Consider the following 23953-nt stretch of genomic DNA (forward strand, 5'->3'; position numbering starts at 1 on the left):
GACGGGTTTCCGACATCCCGGGGTGTTAGCCCCGCGCCGACTCGGGCAGTCCTGCCTTCCCCGACCCCAACAGGAAGGCAGGATCGTGAGCACTATCGAGCAGTCCATCGACGTGAACGTGCCGATTCGCACGGCCTACAACCAGTGGACCCAGTTCGAGAGCTTCCCCGAGTTCATGGAGGGCGTCGAGTCGGTCAAGCAGATCAGCGACACGCGTACCGCGTGGATCGTGGAGATCGCCGGCGTCCGCCGCGAGTTCGAGGCGGAGATCACCGAGCAGCACCCCGACGAGCGGGTGGCCTGGAAGTCCATCGACCGGCCGCACCAGGCGGGTGTGGTGACCTTCCACCACCTGACCCCCGACACCACCCGGGTCACGCTCCAGATGGAGTACGACCCGGAGGGCTTCGCCGAGACGGTCGGTGACTGGCTGCAGATCGTCCGGCTCCGCGTCCGCGGCGACCTGGAGCGTTTCAAGACGTTCATCGAGGCGCGCGGCGCCGAGACGGGCGCCTGGCGCGGTGACGTCCCCGGCCCGCAGGACCGGGGCACGGGCACGCTCCCGGGCGGGCAGTTCTAAGGGCGGCTCTCCGTTCCCGGCGGTACGGTTCCGCGGAGCCGTACCCCGCAGGTCACCGGAGGCCCGGGTTCCTCTCTGTCAACGGAGAGGGGTCCGGGCTTTCACCTTGTCAGGGGTTCTTCACGTCAGGAACAAATTCATATTTCAGTCCTGTTAAAGTCAGGGTCGACCAATCATCCCATGAATAGACGCTGACATCAGGAGGACTGAACCCGCATGAGCGTGCTCACCCAGGAAGCCCGGGGCCGCACCCAGACAAGGCCGGGACCCCTGGCATGGTTGCTCGTGCTGGGCATCGTCCTCGCCGCGCTGAACCTGCGCACCGCCGTCACCAGCGTCGGACCGGTCCTCGACCACATCTCGGCGGGCCTGGGCATGTCCGGGGCCGGGGTCGGGTTGCTGACCACCCTCCCCGTGCTCATCTTCGCCACGGTCGGCGCGGTGACCCCCGCGATGGCCAGGAAGGCCGGCGACCACCGGCTGCTGCTGCTCGCCCTGCTCGCGCTGGGCGCGGGCCTGCTGATCCGCGCGATGGTGGACTCGGCGGAGGTCTTCCTGTTCAGCAGCGCCCTGGCGCTGTCCGGCGGAGCGGTGGGCAACGTGCTCATCCCCACCCTGATCAAGCGCCACTTCCCGGGCCGGGCCGGGACCATGACCACCGTCTACACCACGGCCCTCGCGGTCGGCACGATGCTCGCCGCCGCGGCGACCGTCCCGATCGAGCGGGCCGCCGACGGCAACTGGCACGTCGCGCTCGGGGTGTGGGCGGCGCTGGCCGCCGTCGCCGCGCTCCCGTGGCTGGTGCTGCTGCGCGCCGAGCCGGAGAGCACCGGCGCCCGCGCCCTCGGCATGCGGACGCTGCTGCGCAGCAGGCTGGCCTGGGCGGTCGCCGCCTACTTCGGGACGCAGAGCATGGTCGCCTACATCATGTTCGGGTTCCTGCCGACGATCCTCACCGACGGCGGCCTCACCACCGGCCAGGCCGGTCTGCTGCTGGGCGTCTTCACCGCCATCAGCATCCCCGTCTCCCTGATCGTGCCGTCGGTCGCCGAGAAGTTCTCCGACCAGCGCCCCGTGGTGGCGGCGTTCGTGGTGTTCTACGTGACCGGCTTCCTCGGCCTGTGGCTGGCCCCGGCCGCCTGGGCCTGGCTGTTCGTGGTCCTGGTCGGGATCGGGATGGGCTCCTTCCCGCTGGCGCTGACCATGCTCGCCCTGCGCACCCGCACCCCCGAGGCCACCGCCGCGCTGTCCGCCTTCGGGCAGAGCGCCGGATACCTCATCGCCGGCGCCGGTCCGCTGGTCGTCGGCGTGATGCACGAGGCGACCGGCGGCTGGACGGCGCCCTTCGCGCTGTTGTTCGCCGTGGTCGCGGTGCAGCTCGCCGTCGGCTGGTACGCCGGTCGCTCGCGCTATCTGGAGGACGAGCGGGCCCTGGCCCGCTGAGTCCCGGAGCGGGGTACGGCCTGCGCCTCCTCGGGGGCGGCGCAGGCCGTACTGGCATCATGAGGGCATGAAGATCGAGGCATCGACGCTGGTCACCTATCCGGCGGGAGACGTGGGGGGAAGCTCGGCGGTCGTGGGGATCGTGCCGGTGGGGGACCGGCACGGCGTGATCGTCACCGAGACCCCCTTCCACCCGCTGGACCACACCTGGCCGGACCAGCCCGCCGACACCGGCACGATCGGCGGCGTCCCGGTCCTCGACTGCGTCACCGGAGCCGTTCAGGACGGCGGGGAGACCGTCCACCTCGGCGCGGACATCCCGGTCCGCCGGGGGACCGAGGGCTGGCACTGGCTCGTCGTCCACGTGACCGGCACGCCCCCGCCGAGCCCGCCCGACGGCGAGGTCGAGCTGGCGGTGGACGCGCGGCACCGCCGGGCCCTGTCGGCCGGGCACACCGCCTGCCACCTGGCCGCCCTGGCGCTCAACGCCGCGCTGGCCGATCGCTGGCGCAAGGAGATCCCGGCCGACGGGCTGGGCAATCCCGACTTCGACCAGACGGCCATCACCTCCTCTCGGATCACCCCGTACGGCAGCCGCGACGTCTACCGGCTGGGCAAGTCCCTGCGTCGCAAGGGCTTCACCGCCGACGGGCTGGCCGAGGAGCTCCCGGAGATCGCCCGGCGGGCCGGAGACCGGCTCAAGGAGTGGATCGCGGCCGACGCCCCGGTCCGGGTCGATAGCCCAGGACCCGAGCTGACCGCCCGCCGTACCTGGCACTGCGACCTGCCCGAGGGGGCGGTGAGCATCCCGTGCGGGGGCACGCACCTGTCGCGCACCTCCGAGCTCGGGACGGCCACCGTCACCCTGGAGCTGTCGGCCGACGGCTCGGAGCTGACCATGCTCACCGCGGTGTCCCCGGACTGACCGGCCTCCCCGTGACCGGCGACGGCCCCCGCGTCGTCGCCGGTCACCGGGTGACGGGGTCAGGCCGCCACGGGCGAACCCACGGCGCGCAGCGCGCCGCGGGCCGCCGCCAGGGCGCTGTGCGTGGAGACCTCGCTGAGCATGCCCGGGGCCGCGACCGAGTCACCGGCCAGCCAGACGCCGTCACCCCGGTCGATCGCCGGCCGGTCCCGCCAGGAGGTGCCGGGCAGGTCCAGGGCGCCGCTGCGGCCGTTCGACACCGCCTCCCGCCGCCAGGTCGTGCGCTCACGCCAGCCCGGCAGGGCCAGGTCGGCCAGGCGCTCCAGCCGGGCGAGCCCGTCGGCCTTCGCCTCACCCGCCCGCAGCGGCATCTCCAGCTGCGCGAGCGTGTGCCCGGCCGGGGCCAGCGTGCGGTCCGCCATGCCGTACTGCTCGACGAACCCGCCCTCGTCCAGGTCCGAGGCGAAGAACACGTCCCGCGGGCTGCGGGCGAGCCCGAGATCCAGCAGGACCGCCCGGCCGCTCTCCCAGCGCAGGGACTCCTCGCCCAGCAGGGGCCCGGCCGCCTCCAGCGAGGTCGCGACGATCACGGGCGTGTCCTCCGGCAGGCGGTCCACCCGCGATCCGGTCTCGATCCGCACGCCGAGCCCGCGGGCGTGGGCGGCCATCCGTTCGACCACCTTCCGCCAGCCGCCGACGACGTAGCGCGGGGCCGGATACTGCGGCGCGCTCGCCCGCAGCGCCCGCTCCCAGACGAACGCGGCCGACAGCCGCCCGGGGTCGGCGTCGAAGGTGATGACGCCCACGAGCCCGCAGGCCGCGCGCATCGCCTCCGCGCCGAAGCGCTCGGTGGCCCAGCTGCGGAAGTCCTGATCCACCGGGGCCACCGCCTTGCGCTTGGTCAGCGCGCTCACCAGCGGCCAGGGAGGGGTCAGGGTCAGGCGGCCGCCGTACCGGAGCCGGCTCCGCGCGATCTCGCCGAGCGTGGGCTTGCGGAACGGCTGGACCAGCCTGCGGGCCGCCATCCAGCGCCACGGCGCGCCGTCGGAGTAGAACACGTGCGGCCCGTCGTTGGCGATGTACGGCGCCGCGGACGAGCGGGCCCGTCCGCCGAGCGACCGATGGGCCTCGTGGAGGGTGACGGCGGCGCCGCCCTCGGCGCACGCGATGGCCGCGGTGAGCCCGGCGAGGCCGCCGCCGATGATGGTGATTTCTCGTCTCATGCCCCTCATGACGCGAGGCGTCACGGCATTCGTGACATCACAGGCCGGATTCGTGACATCACACGCGGGAGAGTTTCTCCGGGTTGACGACAAGATAGATCGTCTCGATCAGCCCGTCCCGCACGACCAGGGAGAACATCGTGATCGCCCGCCCGCCGGCGGTGACCACGGCCGCCGGGGCGTCGTTGACCTCCGGGAACTCCACGGTGATGCCGTCGGCTTCGGTGAGGCCGACGGACTCCAGGAACCGCCGGGCGCCCGTCTCGGACGCGATCGAGATGAGAAGACGCGCGATCTTGTCGGCGCCGGTGATGCTCCGCAGCGGCGCCCTGACCTTCCCGCCGCCGTCGCCCACCAGCGTGGCGTCGGCGGCGAGCATCGAGACGAGGCCCTCCAGGTCCCCGTCCACGGCGGCGCCGATGAAACGCTCGGTGATCTCCCGGCGCCTGGCCCGGTCCACCTCGAACCTCGGGCGCCGCTCCTCGACGTGCCGCCGCGCCCGGCGCGAGAGCTGCCGGGCCGTCGCCTCGCTGCGCCCGATCGCCTCCCCGATCTCCGCGTACGGCAGGCCGAACGCCTCCCGCAGCACGAACACCGCCCGCTCCAGCGGCGAGAGGGTCTCCAGCACCACCAGCAGCGCCAGCTCCACCGAGGTGGTCAGCTCCACCCGCTCGGCCACGTCCGCGCCGGTGGCGACCGGCTCGGGCAGCCACTCCCCGACATAGGACTCCCGGCGGGCCCCGATCCGCCGCAGCCGGTCGATGGACAGCCGGGTGGTCACCCTGATCAGGTAGGCCCGGTCGTCCTCGACGACGCCGGCGTCCACACCCGACCAGCGCAACCACGCCTCCTGCACGACGTCCTCGGCGTCGGCGACGGTGCCCAGGATCCGGTAGGCCACCCCGGTCAGCAGGTCGCGGTGTCGTTCGAAGCGTTCGACGGTCATCTCGACGGACATGGACCTAGGACGTATCACGCCCTGCCCGGCGTGACATCTTCAGGGAGAGACCGCCCATAATGATGGCGCGAGGCGGTCACGGAGTCGGCTAGGATTCTTCTGTGCCGCGTTCCGCGAGGGACACTCCACACCGCAAGGGGCTATGGCGCAGCTGGTAGCGCGCCTCCATGGCATGGAGGAGGTCTGGGGTTCGAATCCCCATAGCTCCACAGTGTGAAGCGAGATCCCGTCTGATCATCTCGATCGGGCGGGATCTCGTCGTCTTCCCGGATGCCGTGGCCGCCGGCGGGCTCGTCCGGGAGACCGTCTGACTTTCCTGATCACCTTGTGATCATGCGCGCCGTACGGCGGTTTGTGCCGGGCAGGTGAGCCCACCCGTGGAGCGCGTCCGTGGCCGGCCGGGTGTCGCCCACCCGGGCTGCGCCGTACGGCAGACGGACCCGACCGCCACGCCGGAGCAGAAACGGCGAAGGATGCTGAGGATCGAGGTGGACGACGAAGCGGTCGAGCAGTTTCGGAACGCGTTGCGGCTCGTCCTCGCCTATGGCCGAGAGGCCGCGCGCCCGGGCGTTGTCCACCTGTGACGCGACGACGCCAGGATGTATCGGCCGTTGGAGACGGCCGGACTCACCGCTGCAGCATCCGGCCACCGGCGGAACCCCGAAGGCGGAGTAACGAACCTGCCCTCCAGCACCTTCGGAGATCGAGCAAGACACCCCGTGACCCTCCATCCGGAGGGACAGTCTTGCGGAACACCCCTGTCGAGAGGCGGTCCTGCAGTCACCGACCCACCTGTACGACCTTCTCCGCGCCTTATGGCCCGTCCTCCCCCATCCGCCGGTGTGCCCGGTGTTCACCGACCGGATACGGGGATGCCGTGTTCCACGGGCGCGTCACGGACGTTGTCGGTGATGTGCCACAGCCGCGCGGTGCCGTCTGCGCCGGCGGTGGCCAGCAGGTGCCCGTCGGGGTGGAAGGCGATCGCGGAGATCGACCGCGCCGGAAGGTGATCGATGGAGTGGACGGGACGCTGCCCCGAGCCTTCCGGGGCGCCAGGTGGCGGCAGGAGGGTCGCAGCAACATCACGCCCCGCTCGGCCCGATAGGCACCCGGCTCGGCCGCCGTGCGGCGCAGCGTGGGCGGGCAGCACCCGGCCCGGCGGGGAGACGCCTGACGGGTGGGCTCACCCGCCCGGTACGCATCGCCGTACTGCTCTCCGCTTCAGGAGTCACTCATCTGACACCGGCGGACGGCCCGGTGTGTCCGGTCATGTGGGTTCTCGTCCCTGCTCCTGCCGGGGGCGTATCAGGCGGTCGGCCTGGTTGAGGACGGCCTGCAGGTACCGGCGTGCGGCGGCGGGGTCGGCCGGGGAGTCCTGGTCGACGAGCATGCGGTACACGGCCGCGCCCACGACCATGTCGATCACGGTGTCGAGGTCGGCGTCGGCGGCCAGCCGGCCGTCGCGGCGGGCGCGTTCCAGCGCGGCGTGGATCAGCCGGCGGCGGGGCCGGATGTACTGCTCGCGGTAGGTGGCCAGCAGCGACGGCTGGGTGACGCTGGAGCCGATGAGCTGGGCGAGGATCGCCCGGAAGCGGGCGTCGCCGAGGGTGTTCGCCCAGGAGTCCATGAGCCGCCCGTCGACCGGCTGCGCCGCGGCGTCGGCGGTGGTCCAGATGTCGTCCTCGGGGACGAGGGTGCGGGCTCGTTCGATCGCCTGGATGAGCAGCTCCTCCTTCGACGACCAGCGCCGGTAGACGGTCACCTTGGCCACGCCGGCGCGCTTGGCGATCTGCTCGATGTTGGCGCCCTCCAGACCGCGTTCCACGAACAGCTCCAGCGCCGCCTTCATGATCGCATCGTCGGCCTCGGGGTCGCGGGGCCTGCCCCGGGTGCGACGGTCGGAGGTCATCGGAAGTCCACCTTTCCCGGGCCCGTCCCCGAGGAGGGCGCGACGAAGTGGGGGGTGTGCCCGGGCCGCAGCCGCCAGCCGGGGGTGAGGACGGTCTCCATGTGCCCGCGCAGCTCCCGCAGCCCCGCCTCGCCGGGCGCGCCCCGGGCGAACACGGAGGCGACCAGGTCGGACTGGTAGCGGGTGTTGTCGTGGGCGAACAGCGGCACGGTGCCGGGTTCGGAGGCCAGCAGGTGCTGGATGCGCCGGGCGGCCTCGATCTGGCGGACGGTGTCGGCGCCGCCGACGGTCATCTGCCGGACCTGGTCGACGGCCAGATGGGGCAGCGTGTAGAGGGTGTCACCCATGAACAGTACGCTGCCGGACTCCAGACGCAGCAGCACGCACATGTGGCCGGGCGAGTGGCCGGGGGTGGGCAGCAGGATGACGCTGCCGTCGCCGAAGTGGTCCTGGCTGGCGGGGAAGGCGCCGAAGGCGCCGGAGTCGAAGGCCGGGAAGGAGAGGTCGTCCTCGACCGGGGCGAAGGAGTACGGATACAGCACGCCGTGCTCCCAGTCGCGGCGATCCAGCACCACCGTCGCCCGGGGCAGGTGGCGCAGCCCTCCCGCGTGGTCCTCGTGGACGTGGGTGAGGAACACCGTGGTGATCTCCCCGGCGTCGTAGCCGAGCCGGGCCAGGCTGACCCGCAGGTCCTGCCCGAGGGTCATCCGGTACTCGTCGCGCTCGGTCAGCAGGCGCGGGGTCATGTCGTAGTACGCATCGTGATCGTGGGCCTGTTCCCAGCTGACACCGGCGTCGACCAGCAGCAGGCCGTGCCGGGGGTGGTCGATGAGATAGGCGTAGACCGGCACCACGATCTGCGTCTTGTCCACCAGGGTGCGCAGATAGCCGTTCAGCCCCTCCCAGCCGGCCAGACCGCCGTAGAACTGGCCGTAGGTGACGACGGTGTCGCCGGTGTGGATCGGGAACACCCGTACGGCGCCGTCGATGATCCGCCGCCGCGCGCCCGGGGCGCGCACGGCCGCCTGCCGTTCCCGCTCCGCACGTGCCAGCGCCTCGCGGCGCCGCCGTTCCACCTGGCCGGCCGAGAGCCCGCTCAGCACGCCCAGCGCCAGCCCGGCACCGGCCGCCAGGAAGGCGCGCCTGCTCTGCCTGGCGCCCCGGCCGCCCGCCGGCCGGCGTCCGCGCAGGAGGGAGGCCGCCGCCCATGTCAGGCATCCCGCGGCGGCCAGCGCGAGCAGCACCGGCAGGTCCGTGACGTGGTAGACGACCGCGAGATAGAGCCCCAGCGTGCCCAGGACGGCCGGGACTCCGAGGAACGTCAGCACCCGGCGCCGCGTGGACGGCGGGCCGAGCGCACCGGGCCACAGCAGCCCGGCCATCGCTCCGGCCGACAGCAGTCCGTAGGCCGCCAGCAGCGGCACCGGCACGTTTTCCAGTCGCAGGACGACCAGCCAGACGGCGCCCACCGCGAGGGCTGGGACGAGCAGCCCGATCTTGCCCAGGGTCTTCAGCATCCGATCACCTCATTATGTAAACGCTAACGGATGCGTTTACATAAAAGAACAGGGTGGTGGCACCTGTGGGACCCGGTTGCGTGTGACGCGTTCGTGATCAAGGGACGGCAGGATTTCCCTTCCCATACCGGGCTGAAAGGACATCACTGTGAAGCGAGTGATCGCGGGCGCCGTCGCGGCCGTGGCCATCACCTCCGTGGCGGCGGCACCTGCCCAGGCGGCTTCCGCGGATCCGGTCAAGGCGTTGGAGAGCCGGTTGGTCGCGGGCAAGGGGGTGAAGTTCACCGACATCACCACCCTGGTCGAGTTCCAGGACAACAGGACGCCTTTCCTGCGGCGCACCGGCTCCTTCCAGTTCGGCAAGGGCACGATCGTCGCCTCCGAGGTCAGCGTCAAGCGCACCAGCGAGGCGACTCCCGACGAGTGGTTCAGCTATCTCCCCCAGCCCGGGGACAAGCCGGAACGGACGATCAGGATCGGCACCACCAGCTACTACTCCGGTGGCCGCTGGCGGCCGTCGAAGGGCAAGACCTGGATCAAGCACCGGGACGGCATGAGCGCCGGACTCAGCGGCGAGTACAGCCAGCAGGTGAACGCGGCCGAGCCGGCGACGCTGAAGGCCCTGATGGCGAAGGGGAAGCGGACGGGGCGCACCTACTCCGGCAAGATCACGTTCGGCGCGCTGGACAAGGTCTCCCCGTGGGCGCGGAACAGCGGGGAGTTCGGACGGTTGAAGGGGGAGGCATCCGAGGTGCTGCACTTCACCCTCACTCTGGGATCCGACCACCTCCCCGAGCGGCTGGTCGTCCTCTACCCGTGGCCCACCCGCGACAACGCGGCGGAATGGGAGAAGAGCAAGATCAGCGTCGAGACCCGCTACACCGGGTGGGGCAGCCGGGTGAGCGTCAAGGCGCCTCCGGCCGCCAAGACCATGACCGTGAAATAGCCTCGGGAAACAGCGTCGGCCGATCGTCATGAGCGGGCCGGGCGGTGGACCGCGATCGTCCCCGCCCGGCCCTCGCCGTACCCGCCCGGCGTACGGCCGCCGCGGAATTCGGTGTCCGCGTCGGAAGGCGGCCGTCAGAAGGCGGGCTGGATGTGGTGGACCCCGCCCCCGGTGCCGGTGTGGTCGGCTCCGGTGGACCAGACACGGTCGTTGAGCAGCACCTTGTAGGCGAAGCGCTGCCCGTCGGGGATGCCGGTGACCGTGCACTCCCACAGGTCGGCGGCCCTGTTGACGCACGGCAGGCCGGAGTGCCAGCTCAGCGGCGGCACGTCACCGCGGATGGTGATCGCGTTGCCGAAACCCGCGTCGTGGCGGACGAACACGGTGCTGTCGCCGGCGCACAGTTCCAGGTGGTCGACTCTGCCGTGCGGGCCGATGTGCCCGGAGCCGACGGTGGAGGTCTGGCCGGGCGCCAGGGACACGCAGGTCCCCCGCTCGCCGTCCTGGTAGACGATCCTGAAGGTCAGCCTCTCGGCGCAGCCGTTGGTGGCCATGGTGTAGCGCCAGTCCTGCCCGTAGGTCAGGCAGGCGGGGACGGGCGTGCCGGAGGCGGAGCGGGCGCCGGCGGGACCGGCGGCGCCCAGCAGCGCGGCGACGACGAGGCCGGCGACGGCCGCCGCCATGGTGAACCGGAACTTCATCTGCTGTTCCCCCAATGATCGGGCGCGGGCCGATGAAATGGCCTGCGCGTTTTCTGGAAATGACGAGGAAACCGTTGGACGGCCGTGCGGAGAATGGCTCCGGAGCAGCTCGTGGAAACGACGTCTGAGTTTCTCCGGAGAGGAAAGCGGATGAGCCCTCGACGGGATCACCGCTCGGTCGTCGAGATTCTCTGTGCGCGTTCGGCGGGGTGCGGTGACACCGCGGATCCTCCTCGGTCGCTGACGGATGTGGACTCCCGGGGACGCCGTCGCTGCGGTGACGGGTCTCCGGGACGCACGGAGCTCCTTGCGGTCTCGGATTCTGATGACGGCCCAGAGCCCTTGCAAGACCTTGTGGAAACTTTCTGAAATATTGCAAGAAGCGATCTGTCGCGAAGAGGGCACGGAGGGTGCCGACACGGCTCTGAGGTGCTTTTCAGCGGGAATCCCGTACAGAACCTTTATCTGTGAGAAGACTCACACTGTCATTTTCCGGACGGTCGCATTCGACGGTCGGGGGCATTTCCGGATTGACGCGGAATGAAATTCCGGAGAGTCGGCGAGAAACTCTGCGGCGAGCGATGTTCGGCACGGTGGTGACAGCGGTGAGATATTGGCCTAACTTGATGGCGGGATGATCCGTCCGTCGAGGAGTGCCGATGCGCAATCAGGGACTCGGCTCGTGGCCGGCACGCCGGGCGAGGATGACACCGGACCGGACGGCGCTGAGCCACCGCGGCGGCCGGACGACCTACCGGGAGCTGCACGCGAGGGTGAACAGGCTCGCCTCGGCCCTGCGAGACCTGGGGGTACGGCGCGGCGACCGTGTCGCCTACCTCGGGGTGAACCATCCGGCGCTGGTGGAGACCTTCTTCGCCGCCGGCACGCTGGGTGCGGTGTTCGTGCCGCTCAACACCCGCCTGGCCGCGCCGGAGCTCGGCTACATCCTGCGCGACGCCGAGCCCGCCGTCCTGCTGGCGGGTGCCGAGCACACGGGGCTCGCCGCCGACCTGCCCGCCCGCCTGGCGGACCACGGGGAGCTGGCGGCGGCGGGCGATCCGGCGCCGATCGACGAACCCGTGGACCGCGACGAGGTGTGCCTGATCATGTACACCTCGGGCACCACGGGGCGTCCCAAGGGGGCGATGCTCACCCACGCCAACCTGACGTGGAACACCTTCAACCTGCTGGTCGACGTCCCGCTGGCGCACGACGAGGTCACCCTGATCGGCGCCCCGCTCTTCCACATCGCCGCGCTGGCCCAGACGCTGGTCCCCACCGTGCTCAAGGGCGGCACGGCCGTACTGGAGCCGGTGTTCGACGTGGAGCGGACCTTCGACCTGATCGAGGCCGAGCGGATCACGGTCATGTTCGGCGTCCCGGCGATGTTCGCCTTCCTGTCCCAGTCGCCGCGCTGGCCGCGGGCGGACCTGTCCAGCCTGCGCTATCTGCTGTGCGGGGGAGCGCCGGTCCCCGAACCGCTGATCCGGGCCTACCAGGATCGCGGCCTGACGTTCCTGCAGGGGTACGGGATGACCGAGACGTCGCCGGGGGCGCTGTTCCTGGCGGCGGAGCACTCCGTCGCCAAGGCCGGTACGGCCGGCGTGCCGTGCTTCTTCTCCGACGTGCGGCTGGTGGGGCCCGACGGCGCGCCCGCGGCCCCGGGGGAGCCGGGAGAGGTCCACGTGCAGGGGCCGAACGTGACGCCGGGCTACTGGCGCCGTCCGGAGGAGACCGGGAAGGTGCTGTCGCAGGACGGCTGGTTCCGCTCGGGCGACATCGGCGTCGCCGACGAGGACGGATACGTGCGCATCTCCGACCGGATCAACGACATGATCATCTCTGGCGGGGAGAACGTCTATCCCGCCGAGGTGGAGGGCGCGCTGTACGGGCACCCCGATGTGGCGGAGTGCGCGGTGATCGGCGTACCCGACGACCGGTGGGGCGAGGTCGGCAAGGCCCTGGTCGTCCTGCGGCCGGACGCCAAGAGCGGGGGCGCCGACCTGCTGGCCTACCTGGACGGCCGGCTGGCCCGCTTCAAAATCCCGAAATATGTGGAATTCGTCCCGCAGCTGCCCAGGAACGCCGCGGGCAAGGTACTGAAGGCACAGCTCAGAACGTCGCACGGAGCGCCGTGACCACCCCGTCGCGGCTCGCCGGGATCACGGCCGTCCAACGTGGGAGAAGTGATGCAGATGCGTACCCGACCCCCCTTCCGCGCCGACCACGTCGGCAGCCTGCTGCGCCCGGAGCGGCTGCTGCGGGCCCGCGACGACGCCGCAGCCGGGAACCTCCCCGCCGAGCGGCTGCGCGAGATCGAGGACGAGGCGATCCGCGAGGTGGTGCGCAGGCAGGAGGAGATCGGCCTGCAGTCGGCCACCGACGGCGAGTTCCGCCGCACCTCCTGGCACATGGACTTCATCTACCGGCTGGGCGGCGTCGCCCCCAACCCCGACGAGCGCATCACCGTGAAGTTCGCCAACGCGCAGGGGCGGATCGAGTTCACCTCCGCCGCACTGCGGGTCCGCGACCGGGTCCGGCTCGATGAGACGATCTTCGCCGAGGACTTCGCCTTCCTGCGCGACACGGTCACCACGGCCACCCCCAAGCTGACCGTCCCCTCGCCCAGCATGGTCCACTACCGGGGCGGCCCCGCCTCGATCGACCCCGGCGTCTATCCCGACGTCGAGGAGTTCTGGTCCGACCTCAGCGCCGCCTACGCCGAGCAGGTCCGCCGGATCGGCGAACTGGGCTGCACCTACCTGCAGTTCGACGACACCAGCCTGGCCTACCTCAACGACCCCGCGCAGCGCGCCGAGATCGCCGCGCGCGGTGACGACGCCGAGCACCTGCACCTGCGCTACATCAAGCAGATCAACGCCGCGCTGGCCGCCAAGCCGGAGGGCATGACGGTCACCACGCACATGTGCCGGGGCAACTTCCGCTCCTCCTGGGCCGCGGCGGGCGGTTACGACTTCGTCGCCGAGGCGCTCTTCGGCGAGCTGGCCGTGGACGGCTTCTTCCTGGAGTACGACGACGAGCGGTCGGGCGGGTTCGAGCCGCTGCGCTTCGTCCCGCCCGGCAAGACGGTGGTGCTCGGCCTGGTCACCACCAAGAGCGGCGAGCTGGAGTCCAAGGACACCCTCAAGCGCCGCATCGAGGAGGCGGCCAAGTTCGTCGACGGCGACCGGCTGTGCCTGTCGCCGCAGTGCGGCTTCTCCTCCACGGTCGAGGGCAACGCGCTCAGCGCGGAGGAGCAGTTCGCCAAGCTGGCCCTCATCGCCGAGACCGCCCGGGAGGTCTGGGGCTGACCGGGCGGTCCCGCGCGGTCGCCGGCGGGCGGCCCCGGCCCCGGTGGGAGGCCGCCCGCGCCGTCGTCAGGAGGCCGTCCGCGCCGCCGTCGTGGGCTCGTCGGTCAGATCGGCCCGGTGGCTCTCCCGTGTCATGAGGACCGACGCCACCGTCACCAGGCAGCACGCGGCCATCACGGCGGAGATGAGCACGGTCGAGCCGCCCGCCTCGAGGATGGCGGCGAAGACGAGCGGGGCGAACCCGGCGCCGGTGGCCGCGATCTGGTAGCCGAGGGAGGCACCGGTGTAGCGGGTCCTGGTGGCGAACATCTCGGCGTACAGCGCGGCCAGCGGGCCGTACATGGCCGGATGCGCGAGCGACTGGCCGAGCACGACCGCGACCGTGAGCAGGGCGGCCGACCCGGTGCTTATCAGGGGGAAGAGCGCGAAGCTCAGCACGGCCATGGCGACCGCGCCGCCGAGCACCACCGGGCGCCGGCCGACGCGGTCGGACAGGGCGGCGAAGGACAGGATGGCGACCACCGCCAGCGCGGAGGACAGAGTCAGGGCGTTCAGCACCGTCGGCCGGGCGAACCCCGCCTCCTCGACCGCGAAGGAGATGACGAAGGTGGTGATGGTGGCCTGCGTGACGAAGGCCGCGAAGCCCACGCCGACCGCTAGCGCGAGGTTGCCGGGCTGACGGCGGAACACCTCCACCACCGGCATGCGCTCGACCCCGCTCTGCCGGGCGCGGGCGAACACCGGGGTCTCCTCGACCTTCAGCCGCACGAACAGGCCCAGTGCCAGCAGCAGGATGCTGAGCAGGAACGGCACCCGCCAGCCCCAGGACAGGAACTGCTGCTCGGTGGTGATGGCGGCCATGAGGGCCAGGACCAGGGAGGAGACCACCATGCCGCTGGGCGCACCGGCGTTGGTGAACCCGGCCCACAGGCCGCGCCGCGAGGTGGCGTGCTCGGCCGAGATCAGCACCGCGCCGCCCCACTCGCCGCCGATCGCGATGCCCTGCACGATCCTCAGGAGCACCAGCAGGACCGGTGCCAGGAGGCCGACCTGGGCGTAGGTCGGCAGCAGGCCGATGAGCGTGCTGGCCACGCCCATCATGGTCATGGTGATCACCAGCATCCGCTTGCGGCCCAGCCGGTCGCCGAAGTGCCCGAACAGGACGCCGCCGATCGGCCTGGCCAGGTAGCCCGTGGTGAAGGTGCCCAGCGCGGCCACGGTTCCGACGCGCGGGTCGAGGTTGGAGAAGAAGATCTGACGGAAGAAGGTCGCCGCCGCGGTGGCGTACAGCAGGAAGTCGTAGAACTCGATCAGGCTGCCGAGATAGCTGGACAGTACGGCGCGCCTGAGCTGGGTGGCCGGCGGCCGGGATGCGTGAGTGTCTGACATGGCGGGGCCCTGTCTGTCAGGTGGCCGGTGCCGGGCGGCCACACGTATGGCGCACATCACAACGTTGCCCAGAAGTTAAACAAATCCGTGACTGCCGTCAATGCAGTGCCTAATGTGCGGAGTCGTCCGGAGAGCGGGCGACCTTCCCGGCGTTTGGATCTTGCCGGCCGGGGCAGCGGTCGGTTACCTCGGGGACGGACGCTGCGGGAGGTCACCATGAAGAAGGGACGACGGAAGGTCGGCACGGTCGCGGTCGTCGCCCACCAGAAGAAGTCGCTCGGCGGCGGTCTGGACGAGCTGCGCAGGCTCGTGGCCGACCAGGGCGTCGAGAACCTGCTCTGGTACGAGGTCCCCAAGAGCAAGAAGGCGCCCAAGCAGGTGAAGAAGGTGCTCAAGGAGGGCGCCGACCTGGTCCTGGTGTGGGGCGGGGACGGCATGGTGCAGCGCTGCGTGGACGTGCTCGCGGGCTCCGGGACGCCGGTGGGGATCATCCCCGCCGGTACGGCCAACATGTTCGCCAGGAACCTCGGCATCCCCGAGGACCTGCCCGAGGCCGTGCGGATCGCCTTCCACGGCGAGGACCGCAGGCTCGACCTCGGCAGGGTCAACGGCGAGCACTTCGCGGTGATGGCCGGGATCGGGTTCGACGCGGAGATGATCAAGGATGCGGACCGGGGGCTGAAGGACCGGATGGGCCGGGCGGCCTACTTCTGGACCGGGCTGCGGCACGTCCGCGGCGAGCTCGTCACCACGAAGATCAAGGTCGACGGGACGCCCTGGTTCGAGGGCGAGGCCAGCTGCGTGCTGTTCGGCAACGTCGGCACGATCACCGGCGGCATCGAGGCCTTCGACGACGCCCGCCCCGACGACGGCTGGCTGGAGGTCGGCGTCACCACGGCCAGCGGTCCCATCCAGTGGGCCCGCACGCTCGGCCGGATGAGCGTGAGCCGCTCCGACTCCTCGCCGTTCGTCCGGATGACCCGCGCCCGCAAGGTCACCGTCAAGCTGGGCAGGCCCATGGCCTACGAGCTGGACGGCGGCGCGAAGGGCACCGTCACCAAGCTGACCGCCGAGGTCGTCCCCGGCGGCCTCATCCTCCGCGCCCCCGAGCCGGTCGCCTCCGGGCGCGACGGGGAACCGGGGGCGGACGGGGAGGCCGCGGCGAACGGCAGGCGTGCCGGTGACCGCTCCGCCGACGGAGTGCCCGCCGGGAAGAGCCGGTGAGTAGGGTGATCTCCACAAGCTTCGCCTGATCCGGAAGTGGTGGGCGCCATGGGCACGGACCGCTGGACCGAGGACGACATCCCCGAGCAGAAGGGGAGGATCGCGGTGGTCACCGGCGCCAACTCCGGCATCGGCCTGGAGACCGCCCGGGTGCTCGCCGCCAGGGGCGCCACGGTGGTGATCGCCTGTCGCGACACGGCCAGGGCGGAGCGCGCGGCCGATCTCATCGGCTGCCCGGTCGAGGTGCTCCGGCTCGACCTGGCCTCGCTCGACTCGGTACGGCAGGCGGCGCAGGAGGTGCGCGACCGCCACGACCGCGTCGACCTGCTGATCAACAACGCCGGGGTGATGGTGCCGCCCCTGACCCGCACCGCGGACGGCTTCGAGCTGCAGTTCGGCACCAACCACCTGGGCCACTTCGCCCTCACCGGGCTGCTGCTCGACCTGCTGCTGCCGGTGCCGGGCTCCCGGGTCGTCACCGTCGCCAGCATGGCCCACCACCGGGGCCGCATCGACTTCGACGACCTGCACTCCGAGCGGTCCTACGACCGGGTCGCCGCCTACGGCCGCTCGAAGCTGGCCAACCTGCTGTTCACCTACGAGCTCCAGCGCCGCCTGTCCGCCGCCGGGGCGGAGACGGCTGCGCTGGCCGCCCACCCCGGGGTGGCCCCGACCGAGCTGGCCCGCCACCTGCCCGGGGTGCTGCGATTCCTCAACGACACCGCGGGCAGGCTCGTGCTCCAGCGTCCCGAGATGGGCGCCCTGGCCACTCTGCGGGCGGCCACCGATCCGCAGGCCGAGGGCGGCTCCTACTACGGCCCGTCCAGCCTGGGCGGGATGCGCGGCCACCCGGAGCGGGTCCGTTCCAGCGCCCGCTCCCACGACACCGCCGTCCAGGCCCGCCTGTGGGAGGAGTCCGAGCGCCTGACCGGGGTCGCCTATCCGGTGTGACGCGCGCCCAGCCCGGTCAGCCCGGTCGGCCCGGTCGGCGCGCTCAGACCCGGGTGACCGTCATCTGCAGCTCGGTGACCCAGTCCTTCGGGTCCTGCGGGCAGTCGAGATAGACCTCGCGGGCCAGGCCGACCGGGCGGTAGCCGTTCTCCTCGATCCAGTGAGCCAGGACCTGGAAGGTCGGGTCGACCTCCTCCATCGGGCCGCGGTGGACGATCGTGGCGGCTGTCTCGACCGCGGGCAGGTCCACGATCTCGAAGTCGAATCCCTCCCGGGGCGCCGTGGCGACCTGCATGCCCGCGTGCACGACCACCTTGCCGTCGTCGCCGGGCTCGTAGCAGGCGATGCCCGGGCCGGTGATCTCGACCCCGGCGCGTTCCAGCCGCGCGCACAGCTCCTGGTAGAGCGGCTGGATGACCGGGCCGATGTCCTCGCCGTCGTAGCTGGCCGCGACCGCGGTGAGCTCCGCGACGCGGACCGGGGCGACACGCTTGACCATGACCTCTTCCGTGCTCATGTGCCCTTCCCTCTCGATCATCCGGAGCCTCGCCTCGACCCGGAGCAGCCGTGCGGCGTCGGCCGCGATCCGCTCCTCCAGCTCCGCGCGGCGCAGCCGTACCATGCCGTGCAGCTCCTCGGCGCTCACCTTCTCGTCGAGGATCGAGGCCACCTGCCGCAGGGTGAAGCCGAGGTCCTTCAGAGCGATGATGCGGTTGAGCCGCGCGAGCTGGGCGGCCTGGTAGAACCGGTAGCCGCTGGCCGGGTCGACGTGGGCCGGCCGGAGCAACCCGAGCGCGTCGTAGTGACGCAGCATCCGGATCGACACGCGGCCGAGCTGGGCGAAGTCTCCGATGCTGAACATGGTGCCTTCAGGTGTAGGGCCTCACACGGTGTCAGGGTCAACGCCGTCGAAACGCCGTCAGGGGGACGCCGTCGGGACCGACACTGCCAGAGGGTCGGCCTCAGCGCAGGGCCCGGGCGTACAGGCGGGCGAAGGCGTGCTGCAGGAGCACCGGGGCGGGGCCCGCGATCCGGGTGTACCACCGGCCGGGGCGGCTGTAGGCGTGCACCGTGAACCACACCCGCCCGCCGGAGTCGCGCTCCAGCAGGAAGCCCTCCTCGCCGCTCTCCGGATGCCCGGACAGGGTGCCGTAGCCGAACCCGGCGCGGTCCTCCTCCTCCAGCGCCCACACGACCCGGCAGGGCGCGGAGATCCGCAGCGGTCCCAGGCCCATGCGCGAGACCACGGTCACCCCCCGCGCCGCCCTGGGGGCGGAGGCGACCGGGCGCAGGCCGCACCCGGCGTGCGCCCGCCACGTCAGCAGGGTCTCGGCGGCCCGCTCCAGGCTCTCCCCGCGGCCGATGAGCGTCCGGTGGCGCAGCCGCCGGTAGCCGGGCGGGACGGCGCCCGTCTGGAACTCCTCGGTGTCCGGATGGGTGAGGCCGACGTCGGGATAGCTGAAGGCGGCGTCGCGGTAGCGCTGCAGGAGGTCCATCGTGCTCCTCGTCGGTGGATGCGGCAGTGGGAGTGCGGGCGGTCAGAGCGGCTCGGGGCGGAGCCTGAGCCGGGCGGCGATCGCGCACAGGGCGAACCCGAGGGCGTTGGCCAGGCCGTGGGTGGCGATCATCCAGTCCAGCGGCGGATGGGGCAGACCGGCCGCCTGGCCCAGCGCCCAGCTCATGGCCAGCAGCATCGAGACCACCAGGACCGCGGACGCCACGGTGAGCAGGACACCGTTCAGCCGGTCGTGGCCGCCCCGCCGCACCTCGGCCAGCGTCAGCAGGCTCACCAGCCACATACCCGCGGTGAGCACCGCCGCCCCGGCCAGTTCGGCCCAGTCGCCTGCGAAGTAGCCGCCGAGCACCAGCAGCGTCCCGCCGGGCACGCTGAGCGCCGCCGCCCGTGTGAGCGGACCGTCCCCGGCGGCGCGGCAGGTCAGCCCCGCGACGAGCGCGGCGGCGAAGCCGGCGAAGTGGAAGTGGGCGACGGTGAGCGCCAGGATCTTCAGCGAGAAGCCCCACAGCGGGTGGCCCGCGCGCTCGGCGACCAGGGCGACGGCGCCGACGGCGGGGGTGACCATCGCGGTGAGGACGGCGACCTCCACGGGGGCGGGCAGGCGCCGCGCCGGAGCGCGGAGGGCGACGGGGGAGCCGGACGGATCCGCGGCGCCGGGGACACGGGACGGGCTCGTGGAGGCGGGGGAGTAGCGGGACCACAGGCGGATCGGTGCCTGCACGGCCAGGCACACGGTGGCGAGCGCGTAGACCGAGGCCGCGGCGGCCGCCCAGGGACCGCGTTCCAGCCACAGGGAGGCCGCGCCCGGCAGCGCGCCGGCCCACCACACCGGCGGCAGCCACGGGGGCACTCGGAGCAGGCGCAGACCGGCCGGGACCACCACGAGCATCCCGATCGTCAGAACCGCGTCGAGCAGGGGACGCATGGCGCCCTCCAATTTTGAACACGTTCAAATCCTGACTCCCTCACGGTAGCACCCGGCCGGAGATAACCGGTTGGCGGGCTGACGCGGTGGGGGGAGCATGGCGGGCATGTCACTGCGTTTCCATGAGATCGCCGAGAGCGGTCATCGCATCCTCAACCCGTTCACCGACGACAAGCTCGCCCTGCTCGGTGAGGTCGCCCGGCTCCGGTCCGGCATGCGGCTGCTCGACCTGGGCTGCGGGAAGGGGGAGATGCTCTGCCAGTGGTCGCGGGCCCACGGGATCGAGGGGGTCGGGGTCGACATCAGCGAGGTCTTCCTCGACGGCGCCAGGGCCAGGGCCGCGGAGCTCGGGGTGAGCGGGCGGGTGCGCTTCGAGCACGGGGACGCCGGCGCCTACCGGGCCGAGCCGGGCTCCTTCGACGTCGTGTCCTGCCTCGGGGTGACGTGGATCGGCGGCGGCCTGGAGGGAACCGTCAAGCTGATGCTCCCCGCGCTCAAGGACGACGGGATCCTCCTCGTCGGCGAGCCGTACTGGATCTCCGAGCCGCCCGCGGGGGCCCACGAGGCCTTCGGCTTCGCGCCGGAGGAGTTCGCCTCGCTGGCCGGGACCTTCGACAGGTTCGAGGCGGCCGGGACCGAGGTACTGGAGATGGTCCTGGCCGACCGGGACAGCTGGGACCGCTACGTCGCCAGCCAGTGGTGGACGCTGAGCGACTGGCTGCGCGCCAACCCCGATGATCCCGACGTCGTGGACGTCCGCGCCTTCCTGGAGGGCTCGCGCCGCTTCCACGTGGAGTACGGCAGGCGGTATCTCGGCTGGGGCGTCTTCGTGGTGCGCCGTCGTTGACGGTTACCGGCCGGTAGAAATATGTTCTAGAAAACTGTTCTGGAACGACCGCCGACCGCCCGGAGGCATCATGACCGACGTCCAGCTCGCCCGGCAGGCCTGGCGCCGTCTGGAGCCCGTCCACGGGATGATCTACTTCGTGCCCGAGGCCACCGAGCGCTACGCCGCTCTGGGCCTGGACGTCCACGCGGGATACTTCGCCTCCCGCTCGGCGGCGTTCGGCACCGCCTCGCCGGAGCTGGTCATCGCGACCTTCTACAACTTCTGCCCCGCGCTGGTACGGCGGGCGCTGCCGGCCGCCTGGGAGGTCGTGACCCCCGAGAAGATCCTCCAGGCCCGCTACGACGCCGCCGGCGCGGCGCTGCGCCGGGGCGGGATCGACGGGGTGCCCGGCCTGGCCGAGACGGTCGCGCTGGCCCGCCGGGCGGCCGAGCGCGCCTGCGAGCACCCGCAGGGCCGGCCGCTGTTCGCGGCGCACGCCACACTGCCCTGGCCCGACGACCCGCTGCTGGAGCTGTGGCACGCCCAGACCCTGCTGCGCGAGTTCCGGGGCGACGGCCACGTCGCGACCCTGCTCGCCGAGGGGGTCGGGCCGCTGGAGGCGCTGGTCCTGCACGGTGCCTCCGGGGGCGTGCCGACGATCTTCCTGAAGTTCAGCCGCGCCTGGCCGGAGGAGGAGTGGGCGGCGGCCGAGGAGGCGCTGCGCGGGCGCGGGCTGCTGGCCGGTGACGAGCTCACCGAGCAGGGACGGGCGCTGCGGCAGCGCATCGAGGACCGCACCGACGAGCTGGCCCTGCCCGCCTACGCCGCGCTCGAAGACGAGGAGCTCGCCCGCCTGGCCGAGCTGGCCCGCCCCTTCGGCCGCGCCGTGGTCGGCGCGGGCCTGCTGAACATCGGCGGCTGACCCGCCCGGCCCGTCGCTGTCCGGCCCGTCGCTGTCCGGCTTGTCACTGTCCGGCTTGTCACTGTCCGGCGCCCCTAACACGGGGCGCCGGTCCGGTCAGCCCGTCGCGGCAGGGTCGGCGACCTGGCCGACGAAGAGCGGGACCCGCGTCGGCAGGTGGACGATCGCGAAGGCGAACGGCCGGTCGGCGCGGACCTCGACCTCGGCGGGCGGCGGGGCCGAGACGGCGAAGGCCATGCCGGTGACCGCGGCGGCCTCGGTGCCCCACTCGTCCACGGTCACGTTCGCCCGGTGGACCGCCTGCTGCAGGAAGAGGCCGTCGGCGATGCCGGAGTAACCGGTGCTCTTGAGCCCGAGGCCCCCCAGCGACTCGGCCAGGTCCAGCCCGGTGGAGAAGTCCCAGCGGGGCATGACGACCCGCACCCTGGTCTTCTTCAGTCCTTCGGCCGTCTTGGCGAGCGCCTCGGGGGCGAGCCGGTCGCCGGGGGAGCCGCCCGCCTCCGGCAGCAGGATCCACATGGCCAGCCCGCTCTCGGCGTAGGGCAGTTCGACGGCCTGCCAGCCGGGCCCGCTCGCGTAGCGGAACTCGTTCTCCTGTCGCATCAGGGCCGTGCGCACCACCGTGCCGTCGGCCCGGGTGAAGCTCCCGTCCTCCTGCGGCGGGTCGGTGAACGGCAGGGCCCAGTCGGCCTTGAGATAGAGGGTGTTCGCGATGACCAGCTTCGTGCGCGGGTCGAGCCGGTCGAACACCCGCTTGATCCGTCCCGCGGTCTGCTCGTCGGCCCAGGCGTTGATCGCGCCGGCGGCGTCCCCGGTGAAGTCCACCTGACGCGCGCCCGTGCCGTACTTGGCGGCGAGCACGCGCAGGAACTCCTGCCTGACCGCCAGCCCGTCCTGGACGAACAGGGCGCCCCCGAGACTGACCACCGGCGGCTGCGGCTGGTCGTCCGGGTCCTGTGCGTCCCGCACCGCGTCCCGGTCGGGGACCGGCGGCGGCCCGTCGGTCGTGGTGATGACGCGGGAGAGCGTGTTGAACGCCGAGTGCGGTCCCTCCGAGGGGAAGCCGAAGACCTCGTCCAGCTCGGCCCCGGTCGCCGGGTCCGCGCCGGCCCTGGCCATGCCGTACGCGTAGGCGATGCTCAGCGGGGACAGCACCGTGTTGGTCCCGGGCTCGGCGACCGCGGTGAACAGCCTGTGGCCGAAGGCGGCCAGGGCGGGCTGCAGGTTGCTGACCGGAGCCCCGGCCGGGGTCTCCCGCCCGACCCCCTCGGCGGTGATCACGCGGGGTTCGGACACGCCGCATGCGGCGAGGGCGGCGACGGCCAGCAGGCCGAGAGCGAACGCGCGACGAGTCATGCCCTTCAAACGTCCGCCGGCGCCGTACGGTTCACCGGCCGGTCCCGATCGTTTCCTCTCCAGGATTGACCCCGGCCCCACCATGCAAGTTAATGTGAACATGAAGTCGACCGCCGGAGAGCTGCTCTCCATCGGGGAACTGGCCGGCCGCCACGGCCTGGCCACGCACGTCCTGCGCCACTGGGAGGCGGTGGGCCTGCTCAGCCCGGCCCGCCAGGCCGGTGGGCGGCGCCGTTACGGCCCCGAGGACGAGGCCAGGGTCGCGCTGATCGTGCGGGCGAAGGAGACCGGGGCCTCGCTGGAGCAGATCCGCCTGCTGGTGACCGCGGGCGACGGGGCGCGCAGGCGAGAGATCCTCACCGGGCACCTGGCCGTGCTGGCCGGGCGGATGGAGCGGCTCCGCGCGTCGATGGAGCTGATCGAGCACGTCCTGGAGTGCCCCAGGGAGGACTTCTTCACCTGCCCGCGGTTCCAGCGGATGCTGGCGGGGGAGGGGGCGGGCCGTCAGGAGGCGCCGCGCCCGCCGGGGCCCGCGTTCACGTAGGCCTCGATGCCGTCCAGCACCCGCTGCAGGCCGAACTCGAAGCCGTCGCCGTCCGACGGGTCCCCGCCGCTCACATCGGCGAACACGCCCGCGTCGGCGATGCGCCGGAGCGTCGCGAAGCGCCCGTCGTCCAGCAGGCGCATCATGAACGGCTCCTGCGCCTGCCAGAACTGCTCGTCGCTGACGCCGGTCTGCTGCGCGGCCCTGCCCGCCTCCACGATGATGCGGGCGGTGCCGGTCACGTAGCCGTCGACGAGAGTGATCATCTTCATCATCTCGAACTCGTCCAGGCCGATGCCGTCGAGCACGCGCAGGGCGATCTCCAGGCCCTTGATCGAGCTGGGGCCCAGCACCGGCCGGGCCTGGGAGACCTGCAGGATCCACGGGTGGCGCAGGTGCAGCGCCCACGCCCCCCGGGCGATCTTCTCCAGCCCGGCCCGCCAGCCCTTCTCCCGCAGGGCCTCGGCCTCCTGCTCCGGGGTCTTGTCCGGTTCGAGGTCCTCGCCGTACGCCGCGTCGAGCATGAGGTCGACGAGCTCGTTCTTGCCCGGCACGTAGCGGTAGAGCGACATGGTGCCGACGCCGAGCTCGGTGGCGATGCGGCGCATCGACAGCGCGGCAAGCCCCTCGGCGTCGGCGACCTGGATCGCGGCCTGGACGATCCGCTCCACGCTGAGGCCGGGCTTGGGTCCGCGGGTGGGTTTCTCCCTGCCGCCCCACATCACCTTGAGGCTGAACGTCAGGTCGCCGCCACCGCTGTATTCCGTCGACATATTGCGTTCAT

Annotated in this window: 23 protein-coding genes and 1 tRNA gene; 12 read left to right on the forward strand and 12 right to left on the reverse strand. The window is 71.9% G+C overall.

Annotated elements, in window-relative coordinates; translation table 11 throughout:
- Window positions 1–85: 85 nt before the first annotated feature.
- The 3 genes from Psi01_RS04805 (at window position 86) to Psi01_RS04815 (ending at window position 2948) form a co-directional block, all read left to right on the forward strand.
- The gene (locus tag Psi01_RS04805) at window positions 86–580 is read left to right on the forward strand and encodes an SRPBCC family protein (protein WP_204062701.1); all 495 of its coding nucleotides are present in this window, start codon (window positions 86–88) and stop codon (window positions 578–580) included.
- 216 nt (window positions 581–796) lie between these two features.
- The gene (locus Psi01_RS04810; protein ID WP_204062702.1) at window positions 797–2023 is read left to right on the forward strand and encodes an MFS transporter; all 1227 of its coding nucleotides are present in this window, start codon (window positions 797–799) and stop codon (window positions 2021–2023) included.
- Window positions 2024–2090: 67 nt separating this feature from the next.
- Window positions 2091–2948, forward strand: a complete 858-nt coding sequence (locus Psi01_RS04815; protein ID WP_204062703.1) for an alanyl-tRNA editing protein — start codon at window positions 2091–2093, stop codon at window positions 2946–2948.
- Between the two features lie 59 nt (window positions 2949–3007).
- On the opposite strand, the gene Psi01_RS04820 is transcribed toward Psi01_RS04815, so the two are convergent.
- Both Psi01_RS04820 and Psi01_RS04825 read right to left on the reverse strand, forming a co-directional pair.
- Complete coding sequence (locus Psi01_RS04820) at window positions 3008–4171, reverse strand: NAD(P)-binding protein (protein ID WP_204062704.1); 1164 nt, start codon at window positions 4169–4171, stop codon at window positions 3008–3010.
- A 58-nt stretch (window positions 4172–4229) separates the two neighbouring features.
- Window positions 4230–5117 carry an RNA polymerase sigma-70 factor gene (locus Psi01_RS04825; RefSeq protein WP_204062767.1) on the reverse strand — a complete coding sequence of 296 codons (888 nt, stop codon included), beginning with the start codon at window positions 5115–5117 and terminating at the stop codon, window positions 4230–4232.
- Window positions 5118–5265: 148 nt separating this feature from the next.
- Here Psi01_RS04825 and Psi01_RS04830 point away from each other — a divergent pair.
- Window positions 5266–5338 (forward strand) — tRNA-Ala (locus tag Psi01_RS04830).
- Between the two features lie 644 nt (window positions 5339–5982).
- Here the strand turns inward: Psi01_RS04830 and Psi01_RS44500 are convergent.
- From Psi01_RS44500 to Psi01_RS04845, 3 genes are all read right to left on the reverse strand, one after another.
- Window positions 5983–6279: a WD40 repeat domain-containing protein gene (locus Psi01_RS44500; RefSeq protein WP_204062705.1), complete on the reverse strand. Its 297-nt coding sequence runs from the start codon at window positions 6277–6279 to the stop codon at window positions 5983–5985.
- 117 nt (window positions 6280–6396) lie between these two features.
- Window positions 6397–7038 (reverse strand): TetR/AcrR family transcriptional regulator, encoded by a 642-nt coding sequence (locus tag Psi01_RS04840; RefSeq protein WP_204062706.1) that lies wholly within the window; start codon window positions 7036–7038, stop codon window positions 6397–6399.
- Window positions 7035–8555, reverse strand: a complete 1521-nt coding sequence (locus tag Psi01_RS04845; protein WP_204062707.1) for an N-acyl homoserine lactonase family protein — start codon at window positions 8553–8555, stop codon at window positions 7035–7037. Before Psi01_RS04845 ends, Psi01_RS04840 begins: the two co-directional genes overlap by 4 nt.
- Before the next feature lie 148 nt (window positions 8556–8703).
- Between Psi01_RS04845 and Psi01_RS04850 the strand changes: the two genes are divergently transcribed.
- On the forward strand, window positions 8704–9501 hold the full coding sequence (locus Psi01_RS04850; RefSeq protein ID WP_204062708.1) for a hypothetical protein: 798 nt from the start codon (window positions 8704–8706) through the stop codon (window positions 9499–9501).
- A 134-nt stretch (window positions 9502–9635) separates the two neighbouring features.
- Here the strand turns inward: Psi01_RS04850 and Psi01_RS04855 are convergent, their stop codons facing one another.
- Window positions 9636–10202 (reverse strand): alpha-amylase inhibitor, encoded by a 567-nt coding sequence (locus tag Psi01_RS04855; protein ID WP_204062709.1) that lies wholly within the window; start codon window positions 10200–10202, stop codon window positions 9636–9638.
- A 659-nt stretch (window positions 10203–10861) separates the two neighbouring features.
- Between Psi01_RS04855 and Psi01_RS04860 the strand changes: the two genes are divergently transcribed.
- Window positions 10862–12340 carry an acyl-CoA synthetase gene (locus Psi01_RS04860; protein WP_204062710.1) on the forward strand — a complete coding sequence of 493 codons (1479 nt, stop codon included), beginning with the start codon at window positions 10862–10864 and terminating at the stop codon, window positions 12338–12340.
- Between the two features lie 57 nt (window positions 12341–12397).
- Entirely contained in the window at window positions 12398–13513 is a 1116-nt protein-coding gene (locus Psi01_RS04865) for a 5-methyltetrahydropteroyltriglutamate--homocysteine S-methyltransferase (RefSeq protein ID WP_239127096.1), read from the forward strand.
- Window positions 13514–13579: 66 nt separating this feature from the next.
- Here Psi01_RS04865 and Psi01_RS04870 read toward each other — a convergent pair whose 3' ends face one another.
- The gene (locus Psi01_RS04870; protein ID WP_204062712.1) at window positions 13580–14902 is read right to left on the reverse strand and encodes an MFS transporter; all 1323 of its coding nucleotides are present in this window, start codon (window positions 14900–14902) and stop codon (window positions 13580–13582) included.
- Between the two features lie 216 nt (window positions 14903–15118).
- Here Psi01_RS04870 and Psi01_RS04875 point away from each other — a divergent pair, with 216 nt between their 5' ends.
- Window positions 15119–16126 carry a diacylglycerol/lipid kinase family protein gene (locus tag Psi01_RS04875; protein WP_204062713.1) on the forward strand — a complete coding sequence of 336 codons (1008 nt, stop codon included), beginning with the start codon at window positions 15119–15121 and terminating at the stop codon, window positions 16124–16126.
- A gap of 48 nt (window positions 16127–16174) precedes the next feature.
- Window positions 16175–17077, forward strand: coding sequence for an oxidoreductase (locus Psi01_RS04880; protein WP_204062714.1), 903 nt, complete (start codon window positions 16175–16177; stop codon window positions 17075–17077).
- A gap of 43 nt (window positions 17078–17120) precedes the next feature.
- On the opposite strand, the gene Psi01_RS04885 is transcribed toward Psi01_RS04880, so the two are convergent.
- From Psi01_RS04885 to Psi01_RS04895, 3 genes are all read right to left on the reverse strand, one after another.
- Window positions 17121–17939, reverse strand: coding sequence for a MerR family transcriptional regulator (locus Psi01_RS04885; protein ID WP_204062715.1), 819 nt, complete (start codon window positions 17937–17939; stop codon window positions 17121–17123).
- A gap of 100 nt (window positions 17940–18039) precedes the next feature.
- Window positions 18040–18573 (reverse strand): DUF1990 domain-containing protein, encoded by a 534-nt coding sequence (locus tag Psi01_RS04890; protein ID WP_204062716.1) that lies wholly within the window; start codon window positions 18571–18573, stop codon window positions 18040–18042.
- A gap of 42 nt (window positions 18574–18615) precedes the next feature.
- Window positions 18616–19518, reverse strand: coding sequence for a YndJ family protein (locus Psi01_RS04895; RefSeq protein ID WP_204062717.1), 903 nt, complete (start codon window positions 19516–19518; stop codon window positions 18616–18618).
- Between the two features lie 106 nt (window positions 19519–19624).
- On the opposite strand from Psi01_RS04895, the gene Psi01_RS04900 reads away from it, so the two are divergent.
- Window positions 19625–20365, forward strand: coding sequence for an SAM-dependent methyltransferase (locus tag Psi01_RS04900; RefSeq protein ID WP_239127097.1), 741 nt, complete (start codon window positions 19625–19627; stop codon window positions 20363–20365).
- Between the two features lie 70 nt (window positions 20366–20435).
- Entirely contained in the window at window positions 20436–21269 is an 834-nt protein-coding gene (locus Psi01_RS04905) for an SCO6745 family protein (RefSeq protein WP_204062719.1), read from the forward strand.
- 96 nt (window positions 21270–21365) lie between these two features.
- Here the strand turns inward: Psi01_RS04905 and Psi01_RS04910 are convergent, their stop codons facing one another.
- Complete coding sequence (locus Psi01_RS04910) at window positions 21366–22625, reverse strand: serpin family protein (RefSeq protein ID WP_204062720.1); 1260 nt, start codon at window positions 22623–22625, stop codon at window positions 21366–21368.
- Between the two features lie 100 nt (window positions 22626–22725).
- Here Psi01_RS04910 and Psi01_RS04915 point away from each other — a divergent pair, with 100 nt between their 5' ends.
- Window positions 22726–23169: a MerR family transcriptional regulator gene (locus Psi01_RS04915; protein ID WP_204062721.1), complete on the forward strand. Its 444-nt coding sequence runs from the start codon at window positions 22726–22728 to the stop codon at window positions 23167–23169.
- Here the strand turns inward: Psi01_RS04915 and Psi01_RS04920 are convergent.
- The gene (locus tag Psi01_RS04920; protein WP_204062722.1) at window positions 23130–23942 is read right to left on the reverse strand and encodes a TetR/AcrR family transcriptional regulator; all 813 of its coding nucleotides are present in this window, start codon (window positions 23940–23942) and stop codon (window positions 23130–23132) included. The genes Psi01_RS04915 and Psi01_RS04920 overlap by 40 nt on opposite strands.
- Window positions 23943–23953 lie beyond the last annotated feature (11 nt).

Origin of the sequence: Paraplanobispora siamensis (genome assembly GCF_016863175.1) — a bacterium.
In the GTDB taxonomy this organism is placed as follows: Bacteria; Actinomycetota; Actinomycetes; order Streptosporangiales; family Streptosporangiaceae; genus Planobispora; species Planobispora siamensis.